The organism is Streptomyces xingningensis (genome assembly GCF_054957865.1).
In genome coordinates, this window is sequence record NZ_JBDJPF010000004.1 from 159,172 (window position 1) to 180,270 (window position 21,099).

Sequence of the window (21,099 nt, forward strand, 5' to 3'; positions counted from 1 at the left end):
TACTTTCACCAGCTCCGGCGAAGCCATACTTGGGCGTATGGATGATCTCGCGAGCTTTCTGCGCACCCGTCGCTCCCGGGTGGACCCGGCGGACGCCGGCATCCCCACCGACAGCCGCCGCCGGGTCGAAGGGCTGCGCCGCGAAGAGGTCGCGCACCTGTCCGGCGTGAGCGTCGACTACTACGTGCGCCTGGAACAGGGCCGCGCGACCCAGCCCTCCGAGCAGGTCCTCGACGCGCTCGCCCGCGTCCTCGGCCTCGACGGGACCGAACTCGAGCACCTCTACCGGCTCGCCCGGCAGCGCCGCCGCCGCGCGAAGGCGCCGGGCGGGCGGGTCCGGCCGGAGCTGCTGCGCGTCCTCGACCTGGTCGCCGACGCACCCGCGCTGATCATTGACCACCGCCTGGACGTACTCGCCGGGAACCGCCTCGCCGGGCTCCTCTACGGCCGGCCGATGCCGGGACTGAACACCGCCCGGCACATCTTCCTCGAGGAGGCCGAGCGCGGCCTTTACGCGGACTGGGAGAAATGCACCCTCGACGTGGTCGGGCACCTGCGCCTGGCCGCCGGCAAATACCCCGAGGACCCCCGCCTGGCCTCGCTCATCGGCGAGCTGGCGATGGGCAGCGAGCGCTTCCGCCGCCTCTGGGCCCGCGCGGACGTGCGCGCCCGCACACATGGACGCAAGGCGTACCGGCACCCGCTGGTCGGGCTGCTGGAACTGCACCAGGAAAACTTCGCACCGCCGGACGAATCGGGCATGGAGCTGCTGGTGCTGTCCGCGGCCCCCGGCAGCCCCGCCGAGGACGGGCTGCGCCTGCTCGCGGGCCTGGGCGCGGACAACGGTGACGCGCATCCCGCAATGGAGGCTCAGGTCCGTGAGTAACTCGGCGACGCCCATCCACCGCAGGCAACGCCCTGGGCTCCTGGTCCGGTTCGCGCTTCCTGGGTTCGGGCACCGACGTCACCACTCTGGGCTGGATCGGCGTCATCGTCGTGGTGACCGCCCTCATCGGCACCCTGGTTGCCCAGTGCCGCGTCAGCCAGGGTTCACTCCGCGCGGGCCCCTGTCCCGGGGAGGCCCGGGGCAGGGGCTCTTCGTTGTGTTCCATCTCTCCTGATCGTCAGGCGAGGGCGGTGCGGAGGGCGGCGATCGCGGTGGCGATCCGGGGGTCGGCTTCGGCGGCCTCGTCCAGGGCCATGCCAAGGGTGTGCTCATAGGTGTCGCGGGCCTGTTGGTGGCGGGTGCGGCCGGTCTCCTTGATGACGGTGTAGACGCCGCGCTTGTCGTCCGGGCAGACATCGCGGTAGGTGAAGTCGGCCGCGTGCAGGCGGGCGACGAGGCGGGTCACAGAGCTCTGGTTGAGGCCGAGCCGGTCGGCCAGATCCTGCATCCGCAGTTCGCTGTCGGGGGCCTCGGCGAGGTGGCCCAGGGCGCGGTACTCGGACAGGCCCAGGCCGTGCTGGCGCTGGAGGGCGGTGGCCAGGCGGGCCTCGATGCGGGCGTGGAGAGCGAGGACGCGATTCCACATCTGTGCGTCGGTGCGGGTGGTGGTCGGCGTGCCCATGGGTTTCCTCCGTGGATCTCCTCTGGTGACTGCTGTTATATTACTTGTACATGCAAGCTTCTGGGGTGTGCAAGGGCCGTAGGGTGGGCGCGTGATGAATCCGGAAGCCGAACCGGGCACCCAGCGGCTGGAACAGGCCGTGCGGGCGGCCGAGCAGGCACTGATCGAGTTCGAGATCGCGGTCGAGACCTTCCGGGTGGAGGTCGAGAACTTCTCCCGGCTGCACCATCAGCGGCTGGGGCCGCTGTATGCGCGGCTCGAGGAGCTGGACGCGCTGATCGCGGAGGCCGTGGCGGCCCGCACCGGCGACGCCGAGGATCTGCGGCGGGCCCAGGAGGCGCGGGCGCTGGTGCAGCCGCTGCCCGGCGTGCAGGAGCTGTTCGGCGACTGGCTGGACTCCGACGGGCTGCCGCCCGAGGCCTCGGCGATGCTGACCGAACAGCCCGTGCAGCCGCCCAAGCGGGTGCGGCCCGGCGACGAGGCCCGCAAGGCCTTCCGCGAGCTGGTCCGCAAGGCGCATCCCGACCTGGCGCCGGACGAGGCGGACCGGGAGCGGCGGGAGGCATTCATCGTGCGGGTCAATGCCGCCTACGCCGCGGGGGACGAGGCACTGCTGCGCGAGCTGGCCGGGGAGTGGGCGGCCGGGCCGCTGCCGGCGCAGCGGCGGCCGAGCCGCGGCGAGGAGCTGTACGCCCGGCTGGAGTGGCTGGCCCGGCGCAAGGAACTGCTGGCGGAACTGGCCGCCGAACTGGAGTCGTCCGCGATCGGCTCGATGATCAAGATGGCGCCGGACGATCCGGACGGCCTGCTGGAGGAGGTCTCCCAGGGGCTGCTGGCCCAGATCGCCGAGCGCGAGGCCCGGCTGGCCGGGCTGGTCGGGTAGCGTCGAACGCATGAGATTTGGATCCGGAATTCCCGCGGTGGGCGTCGACTCCCTGGCCGCCGCCGACTTCCTGCTGGACGTGCGCGAGGACGACGAGTGGCAGGCGGGACACGCGGAGGGTGCGCTGCACCTTCCGATGAGCGAATTCACCGCGCGGTTCGGGGAGTTGACGGAGCGGGTGCCGGATGGCGGCCGGATCAATGTCATCTGCCGGTCCGGTGGGCGCTCGGCACAGGTCACGGCGTATCTGGTGCAGCAGGGGCTGGATGCGGTGAATGTCGACGGCGGAATGCAGGCCTGGGAGGCCGCGGGCCGTCCGGTGGTGGCCGCGGACGGTGCGCCGGGCGCGGTGATCTAGCGCGGCCGACGGGGCGAACCTTGGCTGACGCGGCACTGGCGCCGAGGGCCGGTCAGAGGCCGGCCAGCAGGGTGCCCAGCGCCTCCTCGTGCATCGCCGCCGGCCCGAGCGACAGCTCGAGCTGCTTCGCCCAGGCGTGGTAGCGGTGCAGGGGATAGTCGGTGTCCGCGCCGAAGCCGCCGTGCAGGTGCTGCGCGGTCTGGACGACGCGGCGCACGCCCTCCGAGGCCCACACCTTGGCGACCGCCACATCCGCGGCGACCGGCAGCTCCCCCGCGGTCCCCGACTCCAGCCGCCAGGCCGCCTGCCAGAGGGTGCTCTCCATCGCCAGCAGGTCGATATAGCGGTCCGCCGCCTGCATGGCGACGGCCTGGAAGGTGGCCAGCGGGTGGCCGAACTGCTCGCGTTTTCCGGTGTATTCGGCGGTCATCCGGGACACCGCCGTGCCCAGGCCGAGCGCCAGCGCACAGGTGCCGGTGGCCAGCAGCTCGCGCAGCCGCTCCCAGGCGCCGTCGGCGGTGATGGCCTCCTCGCGGTCGATGTGCACCGAGTCCAGCCGCAGCCGGGCGAGCCGCTCGCCATGGGTGGAGACCTGGTCGGCGAGGGTGAGCCCGGGGTGGTCGCGGGTGACCAGCGCGAGCAGGGCGTGGCCCTCGGGGGTGTGCGCGGGCAGCAGCACCAGATCGGCGTTGTGGGCCCAGGGCACGGCGGTCTGCACCCCGTCCAGCAGCCACTCGTCCACGCCCAACGGATGTGCGGTGACCGCCAGTTCGGCCGAATCATGGCCGGTGCGGCCGTGGCCGGCCACGGTGACCACCAGCTCGCCGCGGCCGATGGGCGGCAGCAACCGGGCGGCCGTCCCGGGGCGGGCGTCCGCCCGCAGGGCGAGGGCGGCCGCGCCGGTCTCCAGCAGCGGGACCCGGGCCAGTACCCGCCCGGCCTCGCGCAGCACCAGGCACAGGGCGATGGGCCCCAGTCCGGAGCCGCCGTGCTCGGCCGGTACCGGCAGGCCCAGCAGGTCGGCGGCGGCGAGGCGTTGCCACAGCGCGCGGTCGATGTCCTCGGCGACCGCGCCCGGGACCAGGGCCGGGCTGGGCACGCCATCGGGGGCGACCGGGGCGAAGACCGCCCGCGCCGCCTCGGCGGCGGCCTGCTGCTCCTCGGTGAAGGTGAAGTCCATGGCCCGGCCCCTCCTATCTGACGAAGCGTCAGTAAGGTAGGGGGCTCAGCGGTCGAAGTCCAGCTCCACCGACTCGGTGGCCGGATGTGACTGGCAGGCCAGCACATAGCCCGCGTCCAGCTCGTCCTGCTCCAGCGCGAAGTTGCGGTCCATCCGCACCTCGCCGGACACCAGGAACGCCCGGCAGGTCCCGCACACCCCGCCCTTGCAGGCGTAGGGCGCGTCGGGGCGGTTGCGCAGCACCGTCTCCAGCAGCGATTCCCCGTCCCGCACCGGCCAGTTGCCGCTGCGTCCGTCCAGGCGCGCGGTCACCGTGCTGTGGGCGGGGGACGGAACGGTCCGTTCGGCGGTGGGGCCGGCCGCCACATGGAAGATCTCCTGGTGGATCCGCTCCCGGGGCACCTCAAGGGTGTGCAGCGCCCGTTCGGCGCCCTGGACCAGGCCGTACGGGCCGCAGAGGTACCAGCCCGCCACGCTCTCCACCGGCAGCAGCGCGGGCAGCAGCCGGGTCAGCCGCCGCTCGTCCAGCCGCCCGGACACCGGCCCGGCCTGCCGTTCCTCGCGGGAGAGGGTCTGGACCAGCTGGAAGCGGTCCGGGAAGCGGTCCTTGAGGTCGGCGACCTCGTCCAGGAACATCGTGGAGGCGCTGGTGCGGTCGCTGCGGATCAGGGTGAAGCGGGCGTCCGGCTCGCGGGTGAGCAGGGTCGTCATGATGCACAGCACCGGAGTGATCCCGCTGCCGCCGACGATGGCGGCGAAGTGCCCCGGGCGCGGCCGGAGTACGAAGCGTCCGGCGGGGGCCATCACCTCCACCGTGTCCCCGGCGGCCAGCTCCTTGAGCGCATAGGTGGAGAAGGCGCCCCCGTCAACCAGCCGTACGCCCACCCGCAGGGCGGCCGGTCCGTCCGGTCCGGGCGCCGGGCCGCAGATGGAATAGGTGCGGCGGATCTCGGTGCCGTCCACAAATCTGCGCAGCGCCAGATGCTGGCCCGGTGCGTGCCGGAAGGCGGGGCGCAGCTCCTCGGGCACGGCGAGGGTCACGGTGACCGAGTCGTCGGTGAGCGGTTCGACGGCCGTCACCCGAAGAGCGTGGAAGGCGCCATGGCGGGCCGCTGCCGTCAGAACTCCTCGAGCCGTCATCACAACTCCTTGAAGTGGTCGAATGGTTCGCGGCACACCTCACAGCGGCGCAGGGCCTTGCAGGCGGTGGAGGAGAAGCGGCTGAGCAGGGTGGTGTCGGTGGAACCGCAGTGGGGGCAGCGGATGGCGAGTGATACGGCCACCGGGCCGCCCGGCCCTCCGGGGCGCGGCGGCGCGATCCCGAACTCGGCCAGTTTGCGCCTTCCTTCGGCGGAGATGTCGTCCGTGGACCACGCCGGGGAGAGCACCGTGCGCACCGTGACCTCCGGGACGCCGTGCTCGTGCAGCACCCGCTCGATGTCCGCCGACATCGCCTCGATCGCCGGGCAGCCGGTGTAGGTGGGGGTCAGCTCGACCTCCGCCCGGCCCGGCCCGGTGAGGTGCAGGCTGCGCAGCACGCCCAGTTCGGCCAGGGTGAGCACGGGCAGCTCGGGGTCGGGGACCGCTCCGGCCAGGGCCTGGAGCTCCGCTTCGAGGGGGGTGGGCGTGGTCACCATGACGCCCCCGGGTGGCTGCGGTGCAGGTGCTGCATCTCGGCGAGCAGTCGGCCGAACGGCTCGGTGTGGATGCCCTGGCGTCCGGCCCCCGCCGTCCACGCCCCGGCCCGGGGCCCGGTGGGCATGGTCAGGCCGGCGTCCATGACGGTCGCGCCGACCAGGGCCGGCCACTCGCGGCCCAGCAGCTCCCAGTCGGCGTCCACCCCTTCGACCGGCTCGAACAGCTCGCCCGTGTACCGCCACAGGGCGTCCAGGGCGCGCTGCATGCGGTGATGGCTCTCCTCGGTGCCGTCACCCAGGCGCAGCGTCCAGTGCTCGGCGTGGTCCCGGTGGTAGGCGGTCTCCTTGACCGCCTTGGCGGCCAGCGGTGCGAACGGGCCGGTCCCGGCGGCAAGTTGGGTGTAGAGCAGCTGTTGGTAGGCGGAGAAGTACAGCTGCCGGGCGATGGTGTGGGCGAAGTCGCCATTGGGCTGCTCGACCAGCTGCACATTGCGGAAGGCGCGCTCCTCGCGGAGGTAGGCCAGCTCGTCCTCGTCGCCCGCCAGGGACAGCAGAACCCGGGCCTGGCCGAGCAGGTCCAGCGCGATATTGGCCAGCGCGACCTCCTCCTCCAGCACCGGCGCGTACCCGGCCCACTCCCCCAGCCGGTGGGAGAGCACCAGGGCGTCGTCGCCGAGTGCCAGGGCCGCTGCCGTCATGGGAATGGGTGCGCGGTTCATAGGTGCCGCACCCCTTCCGGGATCTCGTAGAAGGTCGGATGCCGGTACGGCTTGTCGGCGGCGGGCTCGAAGAACGGGTCCTTCTCGTCCGGTGAGGAGGCGGTGATCGCGGCCGAGGGCACCACCCAGATGGAGACGCCCTCCGAGCGGCGGGTGTAGAGATCGCGTGCGTTGCGCAGGGCCATCTCCGCGTCCGGCGCGTGCAGGCTGCCCGCGTGGGTGTGCGACAGGCCGCGCCTGCTGCGTACGAACACCTCCCACAGTGGCCAGTCGGTGCCGGTCATGCCGTCGCCCCCTTCATGTGCTGCCCCTGCTGCCCCTGCTGCCCCTGCTTCTCCGCGTATGCGCTCGCCGCCTCGCGTACCCAGGCGCCGTCCTCATGGGCCTGCCTGCGCCGGCCCAGACGCTCCTCGTTGCACGGGCCGTTGCCGCGCAGCACCTCGTTGAACTCGTCCCAGTCGATGGGGCCGAAGTCATGGTGGCCGCGCTCCTCGTCCCAGCGCAGCCCGGGGTCGGGGAGGGTCAGTCCCAGCGATTCGGCCTGGGGCACGCAGATGTCCACAAAGCGCTGACGCAGCTCGTCATTGGAGTGCCGCTTGATCTTCCAGGCCGTGGACTGGGCGGAGTGCGCGGACTCCGTGTCCGGCGGGCCGAACATCATCAGGGACGGCCACCACCAGCGGTCCACCGCGTCCTGTGCCATGGCGTGCTGGGCCTCGGTGCCCCGGCTCAGGGCGAGCAACAGCTCATAGCCCTGGCGCTGGTGGAAGGACTCCTCCTTGCAGACCCGGACCATGGCCCGGGCGTAGGGCCCGTAGGAACAGCGGCAGAGCGGGACCTGGTTGGTGATCGCCGCGCCGTCCACCAGCCAGCCGATGGCGCCGACATCGGCCCAGGTGAGCGTGGGGTAGTTGAAGATCGAGGAATAGCGCTGGCGGCCGGAGTGCAGCTTGTCGAGCAGCTCATCGCGGGAGACGCCCAGGGTTTCGGCGGCGCTGTAGAGGTAGAGCCCGTGGCCCGCCTCGTCCTGCACCTTGGCCATCAGGATCGCCTTGCGCCGCAGCGAGGGCGCCCGGGTGATCCAGTTGGCCTCGGGCTGCATCCCGATGATCTCGGAGTGGGCGTGCTGCGCTATCTGGCGCACCAGGGTGGCGCGATAGGCGTCCGGCATCCAGTCCCGTGGCTCGATGCGCTCGTCTGCTGCCACTGCGGCATCGAATGCGGCTTGGGGTGTCCTCGCGTCCGGCAGCGTCGTCGTCATCCGAGTGTCTCGCTCTCTGCTGGTGGAGCTGCCTACCGACCGATCGTTCGGTTCAATGGTGGGGCGGTCGCTCGGGAGGTGTCAAGCGGTGACGGCGTCGGTACGGTTCGGGATGCGGTCGCGTCGGTGACCGGGCGGCGCACAGGAATCGGGGCGGACATGGCGACGGACGACGACCACCACGACCGGGCGGGAGCAGCCGGCGGAGCTCCGGGCTGGGCGGGGCTGTCCGGTCCGGCCCGGCTGGTCGTGGTCTGCGGCGCGCTGGTCGTGGCGATGGCCACCGTGGTGCACCTGACAATGGTGTTTCTGCATGTGGCCCCCGCGAACACGGTCAGCAGACAGCACGCCGCCGCCATCAGCGAGTACGTCCTGCCGGAGTTCGAGCAGAACTGGAAGCTCTTCGCCCCCAACCCCCTGCAGCAGAACATCGCCGTCCAGGCCCGCCTCCGGCTGCGCGGCCCCGACGGCCGGACCACGGCCACCCCCTGGACCGACCTCACCGCCCAGGACGGCGCCGCCATACGGCACAACCCGCTGCCCTCCCACACCCGGCAGAACGAGCTCCGCCGCGCCTGGGACTTCTACGCCGGCACGCACGACGAGCGCGAACAGCCCACCGGAATGCGCGGCCGCCTCTCCGAGGCCTACCTCCGCCGCATCGCCCTGTCCCGGCTGGACGCCGGACGGGGGCAGGTGGATCAACTGCAGGTGCGCACGGTCACCTCGGCGATCGGAGCGCCCCCGTGGAGCGATCAACGCTCCCCGAGCGAGCCGGTGTACCGGGAGCTGGCCTGGTGGCCTGTCACCGGTATGGATCTGGCGGGGGTGAGCCGATGACCACCCTGCGCCAGCCGCTCGGCAATGGCCTCGCACGCGCCACCGAATCCTCCCTCGGCCCGTACCAGACGGCCGTGATCCGGATCGGCCTCTCCTTCACCTGGCTGTTCTTCCTGCTGCGCGAATGGCCCCACCGCCATGAGCTCTATGGCCCCGACGGGCCGTGGAGCTGGTCCCTGGCCCGTCAACTCACCGCGGACAACCACGCCTTCACCGCCCTGATGTGGACCGACGCCAACTGGTGGTTCGAGACGGTCTACACCCTCGCCATCGTCTTCGCCCTGCTGCTGATGCTGGGCTGGCACACCCGGGCGGTATCCGTCTTCTCCATGATCACGGTGCTGTCCCTGCAGAACCGCAGCGTCTTCGTCAGCGACGGCGGCGACAATGTCATCCATCTCATGGCGCTCTACCTGGTGTTGACCCGCTGCGGCCAGGTCTGGTCCCTCGATGCCCGGCGGGCCGAACGGCAGCCGGGCAGTGCCCTCGCCGGCCCCGTCCTGTGGATGCTCAGCGCCCTGTCCCTCGCCCTCGCCCAGGCCCTTGGCGATACCCGCATGCAGTGGACGGACCATGGCCCGCTGCCCGGCATCGGCTGGTCGATGGCCCTGTGGGGACTCTGGCTGGTGCATGGTGCCTGGTGGCTGGCCCAGCAGTACGCACCCGGCGAACCCCGCACCGTACTTGGCATGTTCGCCAACCTGCTGCACAACGCGGCCCTGCTGGTGATCATGGGCGAGGTGTGCCTGATCTATGCCACGGCCGGCTGGTACAAGGTCCAGGGCTCGCTCTGGCAGGACGGCACCGCGCTCTACTACCCCCTGCACCTGGACTACTTCGGCCCCTGGCCCACCTTGTCGCATGCGCTGGCAGGGAGCGGGGTGGTGGTGCTGGTGCTCAGCTATGCGACGGTGGCCATGCAGGTGGCCTTCCCCTTCACCCTGATCAACCGGCGGGTGAAGAACGTGCTGTTGGTGCTGATGATGGCCGAGCACCTGGGGATCGCGGTAGTTCTCGGGCTGCCCTTCTTCTCCCTGGCAATGCTGGCCGCCGACGCGGTGTTCCTGCCGACCTCCTTCCTGCGGAAGGTGGGGGCTGGGGTGGGGCGGGTGCGCGGGGTGCGCGGGGGCGTTCCCGCCCCGCGCGGCGGACAGCCGGTGGAACCGGCGCCGGGGCCTGTCCGGGCGGGGTGAGCGACCGCCCCGCACATCGCGTCCCGCATACCGCGTCCCGCACGGCCTCCAGCCGGAACGGAATATTCCGTTCTGTTAGAGTCGAGGCATGGCAACTGGGGAAAGCAGGCGCCAAGGCGGCCGGACATCGTCCGAGGAACGCATCATCAGTGCGGCCGGTGCCGCCTTTACCGACATGGGTTACGACGTGTCGATGGCGGAGATCGCCCGCCGGGCGGGCATGGGGATGAGCGCGATCTACCGGCTCTACCCGAGCAAGAACGATCTCGTCACCGCGGTCCGGCTGGCAGGCATGTCCTTCATCACCGAGCAGGCGCGGCAGGCACTGGCCGAAGAACCGGACGGCACCCGCGCCCTGGAACGCTTCCTGGCCGCCTGCCTGGAGGCGCGGGCCGGCCATATGCTGCCGGTGCTGGGCAGGCGCCAGGCCGTCACCCCCGCCGTTGACGCGGTCCGGGAGGAGATGCACCAGGCGATCGACGCCCTCGCCGGGCGGGCGAAGGCCGAAGGCGCCCTGCGTGCCGAGATGACGGGGGCGGACCTGCTGCTGCTCCTGGACCACCTCAGCCCGTCCCTCCCGATGGACCACCCGCAGGCCCTGCAACTCCAGCGCCGCTACGCGCGCATGGTCCTCGACGGCCTGCGCGCCGCCCCCGCGGCCGCCTTGCCCGGACCGTCCCCGGACTGGGACCTGATGAGATCCCTGTGGGACGCCTCCCCGGACACCTGACGCCCGATGCGGCCACCGCCACCAGGGCAAACCTTGATCACTCGGGGGGAGATACGGAACGGAATTGACACCATGACCCGGACACTGCTCATCCGCGACGGCCTGCTGCTGACCATGGACCCGGCCCAGGGCACCCGGCGGGCCGACATCCTGGCCCAGGACGGCGTGATCACCGAGATCCGCCCCCGCATCGACGCCCCCGACGGGGCCCGGATCATCGACGCCGGCGGGGCGATCGTCCTGCCCGGGTTCATCGACACCCACCGCCATATGTGGCAGGCAGCGCTGCGCGGGCTGGGAGCCGACCTGACCCTGGGCGACTACTTCCCCCGCGTCGCCGGCGCCCTCGCCGGCCAGTTCACCCCCGAAGACGTCCACCTGGGCCAGACCCTGAGCGCCTGCGCGGCCCTCGACGCGGGCGTGACCACCGTCCAGGACCTGGCCAACATCCATGACACCCCCGAGCACTCCGACGCCGCCGTCCAGGCGCTGCGCGCCGGCGGACTGCGCACCGTCCTGGCCTACAGCCACTCCTTCGCCGCCCGGCACACCGACCGCATCACCCCCGACAGACTCTCCCTCGACGCCATACGGCTGCGCACGGTCCTCGCCGACGACCAGGCCCTGGTGACCATGGCGCTGGAGGCCACCGCCCGCAGTGAGGAGGGCACCCTCGCCAACTGGCACCTGGCCGCCGAACTCGACCTGCCGGTGGCCCTGCACGTCATCGGACGCTTCAGCGAAGAACCGCCGCTCACCATGCTCAACCGGCTCGGCCTGCTCGCCGCGTACGGCAAACGCGCCACCTACATCCACGCCACCGACCTGGACGCCTCCCAGTACGCCCTCATCCGCGACAGCGGCGGCCAGCTGTCCATTGCGCCGGCCGCCGAGATGCTCATGGGCCAGGGCTATCCGCCGCTCCTCGAGGCCCTCGACGCGGGACTCGCCCCCAGCCTGAGCAGCGACGTCGAAGTGACCGTGCCCAGTGACATGTTCACCCAGATGCGTGCCGCCCTGCAGGCCGTACGCCAGGCCGCCCACACCCGCGCCCGCCGCGACGGCACCGATCCCGTCATGGTCACCGCCGAACAGATCCTGTCCTTCGCCACCATCGAGGGCGCCCGAGCCCTGGGGCTGGAGGGACGCACGGGCTCCCTCACCGTGGGAAAGCAGGCGGACCTGATCGTGCTCTCCACCGACCGGCCCGGTATGCGCCCCGTCCACGATCCCGTGGCTGCGGTCGTCCTGGCCGCCGACCGCGGCGACATCACCACCGTCGTCGTGGCCGGCCGCGTGGTCAAGGAGCACGGACGCCTCCTCGGCGCCGAACTCCCCTCCCTGTACGCGCGGTTGGACGCCCTGCGCGACCGCCTGGCCACGGCCGGAACGCGGTGACCGGCGCCCAAAATCCTCCGTGAATCACCTTTGAACGGCAGGTTTTCGAGCACAGGAATGCCCGGCTCCTGATGGGGCGATGCGAGGTCACCGGATGGGCCGGACCATGGCGGTCATGAGCGGGGCGTCGGTGAGGGGCTTTGTTTCGCCGATGGTGGTATAGCCCCAAGTCTCGTACAGTGTCTTGACTTTGGGGTGGGAACTGTCCACGAGGATAGTGGCGCGGGTTTCGGTACGGCTCGCGAGCAGCTCGTCGTGGAGACGGGCGGCCGTGCCGGTTTTTCGCCAGCGCGAGCGCACCATGAGCTCGGAGACGGCGAAGGTGCGGGTGCCGGTCTCGTGGGTGAAGTCCCAGGCGAGGCCGGGGATTTTGGCCCACCAGGAGGATCCGGGGGCGAGCGGGGCACCGTAGGCGAAGCCAACGGGTTCCTCGCTGTCGTAGCCGACGACGCAGTCCCATGCCGGGTCGGCCGACCAGTGGTCGAGGAACCAGGCGAAGCGTTGGCGCGAGCTGAAGTTGTCGGGCTTGTCGGATGGTGTGGCGTAGCACTCCTGCTGGATGTCTACGAGGAGGTCGCGGAGGTCGGGGGCATCACGGTGGCCGTGGTGGGAAAGGCGGACGAACAAGAAGCATGTCCCTTCAGGCGGTGTGGACGCAGTCTGCCCACTGACGGGCTGCGCGGGAGCCGGGTGCGATCGCGTTGAGGGTGTTGGTGACCTGGTCAAGTAAGTGAGCGGTGCGGCCAATGTGGGCAGCGAGCATGGAGATGGCGGTCGTCGCGGTCTCGCATGCATGCTTCAAGTCGCCCTGCTTGAGCTGTACCAGGGCGATGTGTGCGGTGTAGTGGGCTCGGTTGCGGTGCTGATCGGCTCGCAGGGAGGTAAGGCAGCGATGCAGATGGAACTCGGCCTGCTCGGTTTTGCCGATACGGGCCACGGTGGCACCAGTCAGGCCGTCGAGTTCGCCGCGAGTGTAGAAGCTGATCCACACGGGGCGTGGCAGATCAGGTGCTTTCGTCAGAGTGTCTTCGGCGTATCCGAGACTGCGCAGGGCGGCTTGCCGATCGCCCAGGTGGGCGTGGACCAGTGCTGTGCGGGCATGCGCGAGCGAGGCGAATAGGTTGTCGCGACGGACGGCGCCGGTTGCTCGGCTGGCCTGGGCCGCTGCCAGAGCGTGGTTGAGTTGTCCACGCTGCTGGCTGAGCATGCTCATGAATCCCCAGATACGGAACTGGTTCTGACTGTCCTGAGCAAGCCCGGCGAGAGTCATGGCCCGGTCAAGGTGGCGCTGGGCTTGTTCCGTGTTCCGGGCGTCAATGCTGGCCCAGGCGGCGATGGCCATGTAATCGGCGGCTACGGAGAACAGGCGACGGCGCACTCGTTCGCTCGCTGAACCTTGCTGCTTGTCCAGGGCGTGGCGGGCACCGGCCAGCGCGGCGGTTCCCATCGCCTCGTTACCGCCGCTCTGATCGTCAAGTGCTGTGAGAGCGCAGATCCCGTCCTGCAGGCGTCGTACGTCGGTCATGCCAACAGTCGGGCGTGGGCCGAGCATAGGGACAGCCGCAGCTGTTGTGGAGGTGACGAAGCGTCGACGGTTCACGGGAACCTCGTCCTCCGGACCGGGGACGGATGGGTGTTTGAATCCCAGGCCTGTTGGGCTCTTGCCGCTGACCTGAGCGAGGACCACACGCTGGATGGCGCGGGGCCAACGGATCTCGCCCGAGCGCCACTTACGGATGGTGCCTTCTGTCAGGGTTCCCCACTTGCTCGTCACCTCACCGATCTGCGCGTTGAGCAGTCTTGCGAGGGCATCGGCAGTCAGCTCCTGCTCGGCCATCCACTGGATCAGTGCCTGGTTGCGTGTGCGCGGAGTGTTCCTCACAGCACAGACCGTAGACCCGGATGCCAACTTTGGTTCAGTAAAGGACTGGTCAACCCGATAGGGGGTCTGCGTGCAGAAGCCAGTGGTCCGACAGGTGCCATCTCGCCGTGGCCTCGGTTTCCTATTCGTAGACCTCCACACAGTGCAGCGGGTCGTCAGGGGCGGCGATGAGCTCAGCGGCCTGAACACTCCGGAATCGACCAGAGAGGCGGGTAATGACCACCACTCCCGTACCTGCCCAGGCCTGTGCACCCGCGTTCATCAGCCAGGTCACCCCACTCAAACGTGACGTCACAGATGACCACCGTGCCCAGCAAGCCGCACTTCCCGTCGAAGTGGGTTTCCGCGACGGCACTGCTGTCAACACGATCCTGGTGCTCAACCCCGATCAAATGCAGGTTCTCTCCATTCAGTTGGAGCGGGCGATCGACGCCCGTAGCCGCATGAGGGATGCCTGAGTCCTCTGTACGGCGATCGCATCAGGCAGGGCAGCGCGGAACCCATGGCCACTCTCGCCCTGCTTGCCGCGACTGCCACCGCCCTGGCCCTGGGCCGCCGCCGTCGCGGCGCCCGGTAGGCGCCTGCCGCGCCGTGGTGGGCCGACGACCGGGGTTGACGAGCATACTCCCGGGATCGGAACCATCCGGACAAGGAGTTGTCGCGGATGTCCAGGCGTTCGTACGGATGTTGCTACTGAGGATTCAGTGGTGTGATGCCGGTGCCCGCGTACAACTCGGGAGCCAGCGACAGGACGGTGACGGCCTCGCCTGCCTTGGCGGCCTGCCAGGCAATCGCCGCCGAGTGTGCCACCGGCCATTCGACGCCTGACCACGCCATGGCATCCACGGCGTGAACTGATGTAAACGGCACCTGTTCGGCGAAACGCAGCGACGCGGCATGCATCCCCGCTCCGGGGAGTCGACGTTCCGCCGCGAGGACGGACAGCGATGGGACGAGGATGCGCCCGGCACTGCGAGATGCTTCGATGTAGAGGCCGGTGAAGAAGTGATCCGCCTTGTACAGGGCGGTCAGAGCCGTGTGATCGAGTACAGCTGTCAGACTCACGCGGCGTCGCCCTGGTGGGCGCGGATCTTCTCCCAGGCGGACCGGCCGGCTTCCTGTACTTCTCCGGTGTACTCGATCCCCAGCTCGTGAGCGGCATCGGCGGCGCGCTTCTCCTGCTCGGCCTGCGTGAGTTGGCCTGCGGCGAGTTCCTCCAGCAGGTCTGTGATGGACGTACCGCGCTCCTGCGCGAGAGTGCGCAGACGGTCGCGCACGGCCTCGGTGGTCTTGATGCTGGTTGTCGGTTTGCTCATGCCCTGCATTCTACCGTTGGTAGAACCTGCTGTCGGTCGGTCTGGGAGGGGCGAGCGAATCCGGTCCGTGATGCTGAAGTGCGGGTCTCCTGCCTGTGATTGGGCGGCCCGTACCATCGGATTGGCGCCACCGAGCCCTAGCGACCCCCCGAGGTGACCGTGAGCAACTGGGCCAACCTGACAACAGGCAAGCGGATCAAGCACTTGCGGGGCTCTGACATGACACAGCAGGGTCTGGCCGATGCCGCGAATGTCTCGCTCGCCCTGGTGCAGAAGGCAGAGCAGGACAAGGGGGAGCTGAGTGTCGGTTCCCTGCTCAAGTTCGCCTCCGCGCTCCGCACAGACGTTTCCGTGATCCTGGGGCAGCAGGCACCACGGCAGGGGATGGGCCGGGAGGACCGGGCCGCACTGCGGCAACTCTCCGATGCCGTGCACGAAAGCGCGCTCGGTGAGTGGGATGGCGTGGAGGATCCGAGCACACTCGCGGAGCTGAGCAAGGCCCGGGATCTCGCTTGGACGGCCTACTGGCGAAGTGACACCCCGGCAGTAAGCCGCCTTGCCGCCAAGGTCCTTATGGAGGGGCAAGTACGGTACGAGGGCGCTACCGGCTATGAGCGCGAGCAACTCGCGCTGGTTTTGGCCAGTACGTATCGCGTGGCTGCATCGTGTGCGAATGGCTTCGGACAGCGGGATCTCGCCCTCAGCGCGCTTACCTCCGCGAAGGCCCTGGCCAGGGAAGCGGACGACCCGGTGATGCAGGCGCTTCTCGAATCCACCCTGTCGTGGGTCTATCTCCGGGGCGCCAAGCCGCCGCGCGCGGTCGCCGTCGCGGAAAGGGCAGCAGTTCAGATCGAGCCGCGATTCAGCAAGGCGTCGCGGACGCATTTGCTGGCCTATGGGCGGCTGATGATCTCGGCTGCGGTTGCGGCCTCACGGCGGGAGGACGCGGCGGCCGCCGACGACTACATTTCACAGGCCCATGCTGCGGCTGCGCGTCTCGGCCAGGACGAGGCGCTGTATGGCACCCACTTCGGGCCGACTGCCGCCAGGACGGAAGCCGTCGGAATCGCGGTGGCGCTGGGAGACTTCGGACGGGCGCTCACGCTCGCCAAGGACACTAGGATTCCCCACTACATGTCCAAAGTGGCCAGGAACCGCTACAAGTTGGATATCGCCTTGGCCCAGTGCTCGGTGGGCCTGCACGACCAGGCAGCGAACACCTTGATCGAGGTGGGGCTCGACGCGCCGGGGTGGGTCAGGCACCAGGCCCTGCCCGGGGTGATCGGAAAACGGCTCGCGCGAGTGTCCACGGCGAAGGTGCGCAACATCAGCGAGATCATCGGCGTGCCCTTGATCGTCTGAGTCGTATGGAGCGTATGAGTCGGGCCCTGGAACTTGGGCAAGTCGTACGCTCCGTCGCTTCACGTTGAGTGATGTGGACAACACGCTATGCGCATGGTCTGCAATCAGAAAGCCGAGCTCGGAGAACAGGCGCACTCACGACGGACGGAGGGAGAGCGGCAGCGCAGGCGTTCGATCGCTGATGCTGCTGTCGGTGTGGCCGCCACGGAATCCGGAAGGCCGAAGGTGGAGCGGTTCCGGTGCGTCATCTACCTGTGCTGCGCGGTGGCATATACCGCCCAACTCCGCGAAGAATGCGAGGTGTCCGCTGCGGCATTCGGCTGGGATGTCGTGTCGGTGATCCAGGAAGACGAGGGGCAACGGTCACCGCGTGAGCGCGCTGGGCTGACGGCGGCCATCGCGCACATCAAGTCCGGTGATGCAGGCGCAATCGTCACCGCGTGGCGCTCTATGATCTCGCCAATGGCGGAGGAGTACCGGGAAACCGTCCGAGAGATCGAAGCCGCCGAGGGATTTGTGTTCGCCAGGCGACTGGCTCCGGTTGAGGGCACGGCCGAATCCCCCTTCGGGGAGGCGGACCGGTGAACACCACCGATCGCACCGCCCGACAGCTGCCCGAGCCCGGCTCGTTCGTGGTGGACCTGAGCCGGGGCGAGGTCGGTGAGGTGATGGGTCACGAGGGCCCGTTCCTTCAGCTCCGTCCGCCCCGGGGTGGGCGGGAGTGGGATGTGCGCCCGGGCGAGGTACGGCCCGCGACGGACGCCGAGCGGCTGAGCGCCAAGGTGCAGGTCGCCAATGCCAGGCGGAGGTACGGTAATTGAGAGCGCACACGGTGATCCGGTACGCGGACTGGGTGATCGGTCCGGAGATGGCGCCGCCCACCTTGGTGGGGTGAACGTCGGCTCCCCAACTCGGGCGGCTGTCAAGGCGAACCGCCTGCCGCCGTGCCGGAAAAGGGGCACACTGCCGGGACCGAGTCGATCCGGGCAGGGAGTTGACGCGAATGTCCATGCGGTCTTACGGCTGTTGCTACCGGGACGGGCGCGCCTGCAAGCACGGTCCGCCGCTGACTGCCGTGTATGTCTCCGGTGGTACCGGAGACGAGCTGCGGCGGCAGGCCGAGTATGCCGCCGCTCACGCCAGGGTCCGCGCCTGGAAGGTGACGCGGACCGTGGTCGAGGTCACGCCGGAGCTGCCGTTGGAGGAACGGAAGGGCTGGCAGGACGTCATGGTCGGGCTCGTCGATGGTGCGACGGATGTGATCCTTGTGCACAGTCCGCGGACGGTCGGTCTGGATGTGGCCAACTTCGAGCTGCTCAAGGCGGATTTCCGTAACCGGGAGGCCGTGCTCACGGCCGCGACCGGCGTCCCGGTTACGTATCCCAGCCTTCGGCGCAGCAGGGTCTGTTAGCGGAGCGAGATGTTGACCTTCTTCCCCCGTACCCTGGCCTCATGACCGAGGACCTGACCAGCACCGTTGTGCGGCAGTGGGGCGAGCTCGCCCCCGGCGCCGTGCTGCTCGACGGCTTTCATGCGCTGAAGCATGCGCTGCGCTTCGGCGCGGAGGTGGGGCCTGCCGTCACCAGTGACAAGGCGGCGGTGCTGGGGCTGGCGGGGGAGCTGGCGGGGGATCTGACAGGGACCCTGGACGGCCTGTTGGTGGAGGTGGATGCGCGGACGCTGCGGGAGTTGGTGCCCCGGGTGCATCCGACGGGGGTCGCGGCGCTGGCGGTTCGGCGGGAGCGGCGGGCGAATCTCGAGGTGCTGGCACGGTCCGGCCGGCAGGCGCCGGTCGTTGTGCTGGACAATCCGCGGAACCTCGGGAACATCGGGGCCGTGGTCCGGCTGGCGGCCGGGTTCGGGGCCACCGGGGTGGTCACCACGGGAGACATCGATCCTTGGCATTCGAATGCGGTACGGGCCGGGGCGGGGCTGCACTTCGCCACGGCGGTGGAGCGGCTGTCGCCGGACGAGCTGCCGGGCGGGCCGCTGTTCGCGCTGGATCCGGAGGGGGAGGACATCCGGTCGATGGAGATTCCCGATGATGCGCTGCTTGCGTTCGGGTCCGAACGGCATGGGATTTCAGCCGAGTTGAGGGCACGGGCGGACCGGCTGGTGGCGCTGCCGATGCGGCCGCAGGTGTCCAGCTACAACCTCGCCACGAGTGTGGCGATGACGTTGTTCCACTGGGGTGGGCCGGAACCGGCCGAAGGTTTCTGAAGCCACCCCCCCGGTGTATACATCGACGTATACTGCGTACATGTCCGATGCCATGATCAGAGTTTCCGCTGAGGTACGTGATCGTCTCGCGGTCATCGCCGAGTCGCGCGCGACCTCGATCCGTTCCCTTGTCCAGGAGTTCGCCGAGACCACACTCACCAACGAGGAGCGTCGTGAGCGTGCCGACCGGACCCGCGCCTATCTTGCCGAGCACTTTGGCTTCGAGGTGACGGACGAGGAGAGCATCGCGATGGGGCGCACACTCCGTGAGGCCTTCTCGCAACAGCAGCCGGACGTTGCCGCGTGATCCAGCACCACCTCGTTCTCGACACGCCTGCGCTGCTGGCGTTGTCCGGAAACCGTCAAGTCTCAGCGCTGATCCACCGCGCACACTTCGAGCCCGACGTCCGGCTGTGGGTACCGGTTCTCTCTCTCCTCGAAGCAGATCAGGGGTATCCGGGAATCGCCGAGCACATCGGTCAGCTCAGCGTCATCCACACCGTTGATCTCGACTACCCGGCGTTGCTGACGGTCGCCCGACTGCGCAGGGATGGCGTCCCGCCGGGGATCGCCGGTGCCGTCCACGCAGTACGTCATCTCCCCGAGTGGGGCGCGGACGCGCTGGTCGCCACGGTCGAGACGAAGGCGTACGCGGGGCTTGGGGTGCCTTTCCTCGACCTCGATCGCTGACCGGTTGCGGGGGTCGGCAGGGGCGGCGGGTGCCGGGCCCCTGCCTCGCGCATGCGAAGCCCGCTACGCGGGCCTGCGCACCTCCACCGTCCGGAAGCGGTTGGCGACGAACGCGCTGTCGCACAGGGCCGCGTTGGCGGCCGGGTTGCCGCCCGAGCCGTGGTAGTCGGAGAAGGCGGCGGTCTGGTTGACATAGACGCCGCCGGTGAGGTTGAGGGAGAGCTGGGCGCACTCCTCCAGGCAGGCCTCTTCGATCAGGCGCTCGGCGTCGGGCGAGGTGGTGTAGGCGCCCACCGTCATCGCGCCCTTCTCGCGCACCGTGCGGCGCAGCAGTTCCACTGCCGCGGCGGTGGAGTCGACCGCCACGGCGAAGGACACCGGGCCGAAGCACTCGGAGAGGTACGCGGCCTCGGCGTCCGGCTTGGCGCCGTCCAGTTTGACGATCACGGGGGTGCGGACGAGGGCGTCCGGGAAGTCGGGGTTGGTCACGGTGCGGGAGGGCAGCGCGACCTCGCCGAGCCGGGGGGCGGCCTCGAGGCGCTCGCGCACACCGGGGTTGACGATGGCGCCCAGCAGGGCGTTGGCCCGGGCGTCGTCGCCCAGCAGCTTGCCGACGGCGGTGGCGAGGTCGGCGACCACCTCGTCATAGGACTTGTGCCCGGCGTCGGTGTCGATGCCGTCGCGCGGGATCAGCAGGTTCTGCGGGGTGGTGCACATCTGGCCGCTGTAGAGGGAGAGCGAGAAGGCGAGGTTGCCCAGCATGCCCCGGTAGTCGCCGGTGGAGTCGATGACGACCGTGTTGACGCCGGCCTTCTCCGTGTAGACCTGCGCCTGGCGGGCGTTGGCCTCCAGCCAGTCGCCGAAGGCGGTGGAGCCGGTGTAGTCGATGATGCGGATTTCGGGGCGGACGGCCAGGGTCTTGGCGATGCCTTCGCCGTCGCGTTCGGCGGCGAGGGCGACCAGGTCGGGGGAGAATCCGGCCTCGGCCAGCACCTGGCGGGCGATGCGCACGGTGAGGGCGAGCGGCAGCACGGCCCGGGGGTGCGGCTTGACCAGGACGGCGTTGCCGGTGGCGAGGGAGGCGAACAGGCCCGGGTAGCCGTTCCAGGTGGGGAAGGTGTTGCAGCCGATGAGGAGGGAGATGCCGCGGGGGACCGCGGTGAAGTCCTTGGCCAGTTCCAGCGGTTCGCGCTTGCCCTGGGGCTTGGACCAGGATGCGGCGGAGCGCTCGACGGCCGACTGCTCGGCGTGGGCGTAGGCCACCGCCTCCAGGCCCCGGTCCTGGGCGTGCGGGCCGCCCGCCTGGAACGCCATCATGAACGCCTGGCCGCTGGTGTGCATCACCGCGTGCGCCAGCTCATGGGTCCGGGCGTTGACGCGGGCGAGGATCTCCAGACAGACCAGGGCCCGCGCCCGGTGACCAACCTCACGCCAGGAACGCATGGCAGTACGCATGGCCGGGAGCAGGACCTCGAGGTCGGGGTGCGGGTACTCGATGCCCAACCGGGGTCCGTACGGGGAGACTTCGGAGCCCGTCCAGCCGTCGGTGCCCGGCTGGTCCAGTGCGAAGCGGCCGTCGCGCAGGGCCTCGAAGGCGGCCCGGCCGTCGTCCGCGTTCAGGGCGCCGGGGGTGGTTTGGTACGCCTTGGGGTGCTCGGGGTACGGAGACCAGTAGGCCCGGGTGCGGATGGTCTCGAGGGCCTTGTCGAGGGTGGCGGTGTGCTTCTCGGCCAGCTGGCCGATGGTGAGTCCGGCAGTCACGGGTGACCAACTCCTCGTAGGACATCGCGGAGGGTGCGGGGGAACTTTCCCGCAGCTACATTAACCGAACGATCGGTCGGGACAAGGGGGCCCGGCCGACC

General features: G+C 69.8%; 27 protein-coding genes. 15 read left to right on the top strand and 12 right to left on the bottom strand.

Features of this window, described 5'->3' with window-relative positions:
• Positions 1-37: 37 nt before the first annotated feature.
• On the top strand, positions 38-886 hold the full coding sequence (locus ABCR83_RS03890) for a helix-turn-helix transcriptional regulator (RefSeq protein ID WP_462693335.1): 849 nt from the start codon (positions 38-40) through the stop codon (positions 884-886).
• 238 nt (positions 887-1,124) lie between these two features.
• Here the strand turns inward: ABCR83_RS03890 and ABCR83_RS03895 are convergent, their stop codons facing one another.
• Positions 1,125-1,568: a MarR family winged helix-turn-helix transcriptional regulator gene (locus tag ABCR83_RS03895; protein ID WP_462693336.1), complete on the bottom strand. Its 444-nt coding sequence runs from the start codon at positions 1,566-1,568 to the stop codon at positions 1,125-1,127.
• A gap of 94 nt (positions 1,569-1,662) precedes the next feature.
• Between ABCR83_RS03895 and ABCR83_RS03900 the strand changes: the two genes are divergently transcribed.
• Entirely contained in the window at positions 1,663-2,451 is a 789-nt protein-coding gene (locus tag ABCR83_RS03900; protein ID WP_462693371.1) for a hypothetical protein, read from the top strand.
• A gap of 10 nt (positions 2,452-2,461) precedes the next feature.
• Positions 2,462-2,809 (top strand): rhodanese-like domain-containing protein, encoded by a 348-nt coding sequence (locus ABCR83_RS03905; protein WP_462693337.1) that lies wholly within the window; start codon positions 2,462-2,464, stop codon positions 2,807-2,809.
• A gap of 52 nt (positions 2,810-2,861) precedes the next feature.
• Here ABCR83_RS03905 and ABCR83_RS03910 read toward each other — a convergent pair whose 3' ends face one another.
• From ABCR83_RS03910 to paaA, 6 genes are read right to left on the bottom strand one after another with little or no spacing between them, the layout of a single operon-like run.
• Positions 2,862-3,989: an acyl-CoA dehydrogenase family protein gene (locus ABCR83_RS03910; RefSeq protein WP_462693338.1), complete on the bottom strand. Its 1,128-nt coding sequence runs from the start codon at positions 3,987-3,989 to the stop codon at positions 2,862-2,864.
• A gap of 45 nt (positions 3,990-4,034) precedes the next feature.
• A complete protein-coding gene (locus ABCR83_RS03915; protein ID WP_462693339.1) occupies positions 4,035-5,129 on the bottom strand; it encodes a 2Fe-2S iron-sulfur cluster-binding protein in 1,095 nt (364 codons plus the stop codon).
• Positions 5,129-5,626: a 1,2-phenylacetyl-CoA epoxidase subunit PaaD gene (gene paaD, locus ABCR83_RS03920; RefSeq protein ID WP_462693340.1), complete on the bottom strand. Its 498-nt coding sequence runs from the start codon at positions 5,624-5,626 to the stop codon at positions 5,129-5,131. Before paaD ends, ABCR83_RS03915 begins: the two co-directional genes overlap by 1 nt.
• A complete protein-coding gene (paaC, locus tag ABCR83_RS03925; protein WP_462693341.1) occupies positions 5,620-6,345 on the bottom strand; it encodes a 1,2-phenylacetyl-CoA epoxidase subunit PaaC in 726 nt (241 codons plus the stop codon). The genes paaD and paaC overlap by 7 nt, the downstream gene beginning before the upstream one ends.
• Positions 6,342-6,629: a 1,2-phenylacetyl-CoA epoxidase subunit PaaB gene (paaB, locus tag ABCR83_RS03930; protein WP_336410259.1), complete on the bottom strand. Its 288-nt coding sequence runs from the start codon at positions 6,627-6,629 to the stop codon at positions 6,342-6,344. Before paaB ends, paaC begins: the two co-directional genes overlap by 4 nt.
• Positions 6,626-7,606 carry a 1,2-phenylacetyl-CoA epoxidase subunit PaaA gene (paaA, locus tag ABCR83_RS03935; protein ID WP_462693342.1) on the bottom strand — a complete coding sequence of 327 codons (981 nt, stop codon included), beginning with the start codon at positions 7,604-7,606 and terminating at the stop codon, positions 6,626-6,628. The genes paaB and paaA overlap by 4 nt, the downstream gene beginning before the upstream one ends.
• A gap of 159 nt (positions 7,607-7,765) precedes the next feature.
• Between paaA and ABCR83_RS03940 the strand changes: the two genes are divergently transcribed.
• The 4 genes from ABCR83_RS03940 to ABCR83_RS03955 all read left to right on the top strand — a co-directional run bounded on the left by ABCR83_RS03940 (position 7,766) and on the right by ABCR83_RS03955 (position 11,767).
• Complete coding sequence (locus tag ABCR83_RS03940; protein WP_462693343.1) at positions 7,766-8,446, top strand: DUF5819 family protein; 681 nt, start codon at positions 7,766-7,768, stop codon at positions 8,444-8,446.
• Positions 8,443-9,639 (top strand): HTTM domain-containing protein, encoded by a 1,197-nt coding sequence (locus ABCR83_RS03945; protein ID WP_462693344.1) that lies wholly within the window; start codon positions 8,443-8,445, stop codon positions 9,637-9,639. Before ABCR83_RS03940 ends, ABCR83_RS03945 begins: the two co-directional genes overlap by 4 nt.
• A gap of 88 nt (positions 9,640-9,727) precedes the next feature.
• Positions 9,728-10,369 (top strand): TetR/AcrR family transcriptional regulator, encoded by a 642-nt coding sequence (locus ABCR83_RS03950; protein ID WP_462693345.1) that lies wholly within the window; start codon positions 9,728-9,730, stop codon positions 10,367-10,369.
• A gap of 72 nt (positions 10,370-10,441) precedes the next feature.
• Positions 10,442-11,767, top strand: coding sequence for an amidohydrolase family protein (locus ABCR83_RS03955; RefSeq protein WP_462693346.1), 1,326 nt, complete (start codon positions 10,442-10,444; stop codon positions 11,765-11,767).
• Between the two features lie 87 nt (positions 11,768-11,854).
• Here the strand turns inward: ABCR83_RS03955 and ABCR83_RS03960 are convergent, their stop codons facing one another.
• Both ABCR83_RS03960 and ABCR83_RS03965 read right to left on the bottom strand, forming a co-directional pair.
• Positions 11,855-12,394 carry a GNAT family N-acetyltransferase gene (locus ABCR83_RS03960; RefSeq protein ID WP_462693347.1) on the bottom strand — a complete coding sequence of 180 codons (540 nt, stop codon included), beginning with the start codon at positions 12,392-12,394 and terminating at the stop codon, positions 11,855-11,857.
• A 13-nt stretch (positions 12,395-12,407) separates the two neighbouring features.
• A complete protein-coding gene (locus tag ABCR83_RS03965) occupies positions 12,408-13,649 on the bottom strand; it encodes an XRE family transcriptional regulator (RefSeq protein WP_462693348.1) in 1,242 nt (413 codons plus the stop codon).
• A 215-nt stretch (positions 13,650-13,864) separates the two neighbouring features.
• Here ABCR83_RS03965 and ABCR83_RS03970 point away from each other — a divergent pair, with 215 nt between their 5' ends.
• Entirely contained in the window at positions 13,865-14,107 is a 243-nt protein-coding gene (locus ABCR83_RS03970) for a hypothetical protein (protein WP_462693349.1), read from the top strand.
• 232 nt (positions 14,108-14,339) lie between these two features.
• On the opposite strand, the gene ABCR83_RS03975 is transcribed toward ABCR83_RS03970, so the two are convergent.
• Positions 14,340-14,714, bottom strand: a complete 375-nt coding sequence (locus ABCR83_RS03975) for a PIN domain-containing protein (RefSeq protein WP_462693350.1) — start codon at positions 14,712-14,714, stop codon at positions 14,340-14,342.
• On the bottom strand, positions 14,711-14,965 hold the full coding sequence (locus tag ABCR83_RS03980; protein ID WP_462693351.1) for a hypothetical protein: 255 nt from the start codon (positions 14,963-14,965) through the stop codon (positions 14,711-14,713). Before ABCR83_RS03980 ends, ABCR83_RS03975 begins: the two co-directional genes overlap by 4 nt.
• A gap of 159 nt (positions 14,966-15,124) precedes the next feature.
• Here ABCR83_RS03980 and ABCR83_RS03985 point away from each other — a divergent pair, with 159 nt between their 5' ends.
• The 7 genes from ABCR83_RS03985 (at position 15,125) to ABCR83_RS04015 (ending at position 19,237) form a co-directional block, all read left to right on the top strand.
• Positions 15,125-16,327: a helix-turn-helix domain-containing protein gene (locus tag ABCR83_RS03985; RefSeq protein ID WP_462693352.1), complete on the top strand. Its 1,203-nt coding sequence runs from the start codon at positions 15,125-15,127 to the stop codon at positions 16,325-16,327.
• 93 nt (positions 16,328-16,420) lie between these two features.
• Positions 16,421-16,912 (top strand): hypothetical protein, encoded by a 492-nt coding sequence (locus ABCR83_RS03990; protein WP_462693353.1) that lies wholly within the window; start codon positions 16,421-16,423, stop codon positions 16,910-16,912.
• A complete protein-coding gene (locus tag ABCR83_RS03995; protein ID WP_462693354.1) occupies positions 16,909-17,148 on the top strand; it encodes a hypothetical protein in 240 nt (79 codons plus the stop codon). Before ABCR83_RS03990 ends, ABCR83_RS03995 begins: the two co-directional genes overlap by 4 nt.
• Before the next feature lie 182 nt (positions 17,149-17,330).
• The gene (locus ABCR83_RS04000; RefSeq protein WP_462693355.1) at positions 17,331-17,738 is read left to right on the top strand and encodes a hypothetical protein; all 408 of its coding nucleotides are present in this window, start codon (positions 17,331-17,333) and stop codon (positions 17,736-17,738) included.
• 41 nt (positions 17,739-17,779) lie between these two features.
• Entirely contained in the window at positions 17,780-18,547 is a 768-nt protein-coding gene (locus ABCR83_RS04005; RefSeq protein ID WP_462693356.1) for a TrmH family RNA methyltransferase, read from the top strand.
• 40 nt (positions 18,548-18,587) lie between these two features.
• The gene (locus ABCR83_RS04010) at positions 18,588-18,854 is read left to right on the top strand and encodes a hypothetical protein (RefSeq protein ID WP_462693357.1); all 267 of its coding nucleotides are present in this window, start codon (positions 18,588-18,590) and stop codon (positions 18,852-18,854) included.
• Entirely contained in the window at positions 18,851-19,237 is a 387-nt protein-coding gene (locus ABCR83_RS04015; RefSeq protein ID WP_462693358.1) for a PIN domain-containing protein, read from the top strand. Before ABCR83_RS04010 ends, ABCR83_RS04015 begins: the two co-directional genes overlap by 4 nt.
• Positions 19,238-19,300: 63 nt before the next feature.
• Here the strand turns inward: ABCR83_RS04015 and paaN are convergent, their stop codons facing one another.
• A complete protein-coding gene (gene paaN, locus ABCR83_RS04020) occupies positions 19,301-20,998 on the bottom strand; it encodes a phenylacetic acid degradation protein PaaN (RefSeq protein ID WP_462693359.1) in 1,698 nt (565 codons plus the stop codon).
• Between the last annotated feature and the right edge of the window lie 101 nt (positions 20,999-21,099).

Coding starts and splice junctions, on each gene's coding strand:
- ABCR83_RS03970 (WP_462693349.1), top strand. CDS start 13,865: ATGACCACCACTCCCGTACCTGCCCAGGCCTGTGCACCCGCGTTCATC.
- ABCR83_RS03955 (WP_462693346.1), top strand. CDS start 10,442: ATGACCCGGACACTGCTCATCCGCGACGGCCTGCTGCTGACCATGGAC.
- ABCR83_RS04010 (WP_462693357.1), top strand. CDS start 18,588: ATGTCCGATGCCATGATCAGAGTTTCCGCTGAGGTACGTGATCGTCTC.
- ABCR83_RS03980 (WP_462693351.1), bottom strand. CDS start 14,965: ATGAGCAAACCGACAACCAGCATCAAGACCACCGAGGCCGTGCGCGAC.
- ABCR83_RS03910 (WP_462693338.1), bottom strand. CDS start 3,989: ATGGACTTCACCTTCACCGAGGAGCAGCAGGCCGCCGCCGAGGCGGCG.
- ABCR83_RS03940 (WP_462693343.1), top strand. CDS start 7,766: ATGGCGACGGACGACGACCACCACGACCGGGCGGGAGCAGCCGGCGGA.
- ABCR83_RS04005 (WP_462693356.1), top strand. CDS start 17,780: ATGACCGAGGACCTGACCAGCACCGTTGTGCGGCAGTGGGGCGAGCTC.
- ABCR83_RS03945 (WP_462693344.1), top strand. CDS start 8,443: ATGACCACCCTGCGCCAGCCGCTCGGCAATGGCCTCGCACGCGCCACC.
- ABCR83_RS03900 (WP_462693371.1), top strand. CDS start 1,663: ATGAATCCGGAAGCCGAACCGGGCACCCAGCGGCTGGAACAGGCCGTG.
- ABCR83_RS03990 (WP_462693353.1), top strand. CDS start 16,421: ATGGTCTGCAATCAGAAAGCCGAGCTCGGAGAACAGGCGCACTCACGA.
- ABCR83_RS03905 (WP_462693337.1), top strand. CDS start 2,462: ATGAGATTTGGATCCGGAATTCCCGCGGTGGGCGTCGACTCCCTGGCC.
- paaD (WP_462693340.1), bottom strand. CDS start 5,626: ATGGTGACCACGCCCACCCCCCTCGAAGCGGAGCTCCAGGCCCTGGCC.
- ABCR83_RS03890 (WP_462693335.1), top strand. CDS start 38: ATGGATGATCTCGCGAGCTTTCTGCGCACCCGTCGCTCCCGGGTGGAC.
- ABCR83_RS03895 (WP_462693336.1), bottom strand. CDS start 1,568: ATGGGCACGCCGACCACCACCCGCACCGACGCACAGATGTGGAATCGC.
- ABCR83_RS03915 (WP_462693339.1), bottom strand. CDS start 5,129: ATGACGGCTCGAGGAGTTCTGACGGCAGCGGCCCGCCATGGCGCCTTC.
- paaC (WP_462693341.1), bottom strand. CDS start 6,345: ATGAACCGCGCACCCATTCCCATGACGGCAGCGGCCCTGGCACTCGGC.
- paaA (WP_462693342.1), bottom strand. CDS start 7,606: ATGACGACGACGCTGCCGGACGCGAGGACACCCCAAGCCGCATTCGAT.
- paaB (WP_336410259.1), bottom strand. CDS start 6,629: ATGACCGGCACCGACTGGCCACTGTGGGAGGTGTTCGTACGCAGCAGG.
- ABCR83_RS04000 (WP_462693355.1), top strand. CDS start 17,331: ATGTCCATGCGGTCTTACGGCTGTTGCTACCGGGACGGGCGCGCCTGC.
- ABCR83_RS03950 (WP_462693345.1), top strand. CDS start 9,728: ATGGCAACTGGGGAAAGCAGGCGCCAAGGCGGCCGGACATCGTCCGAG.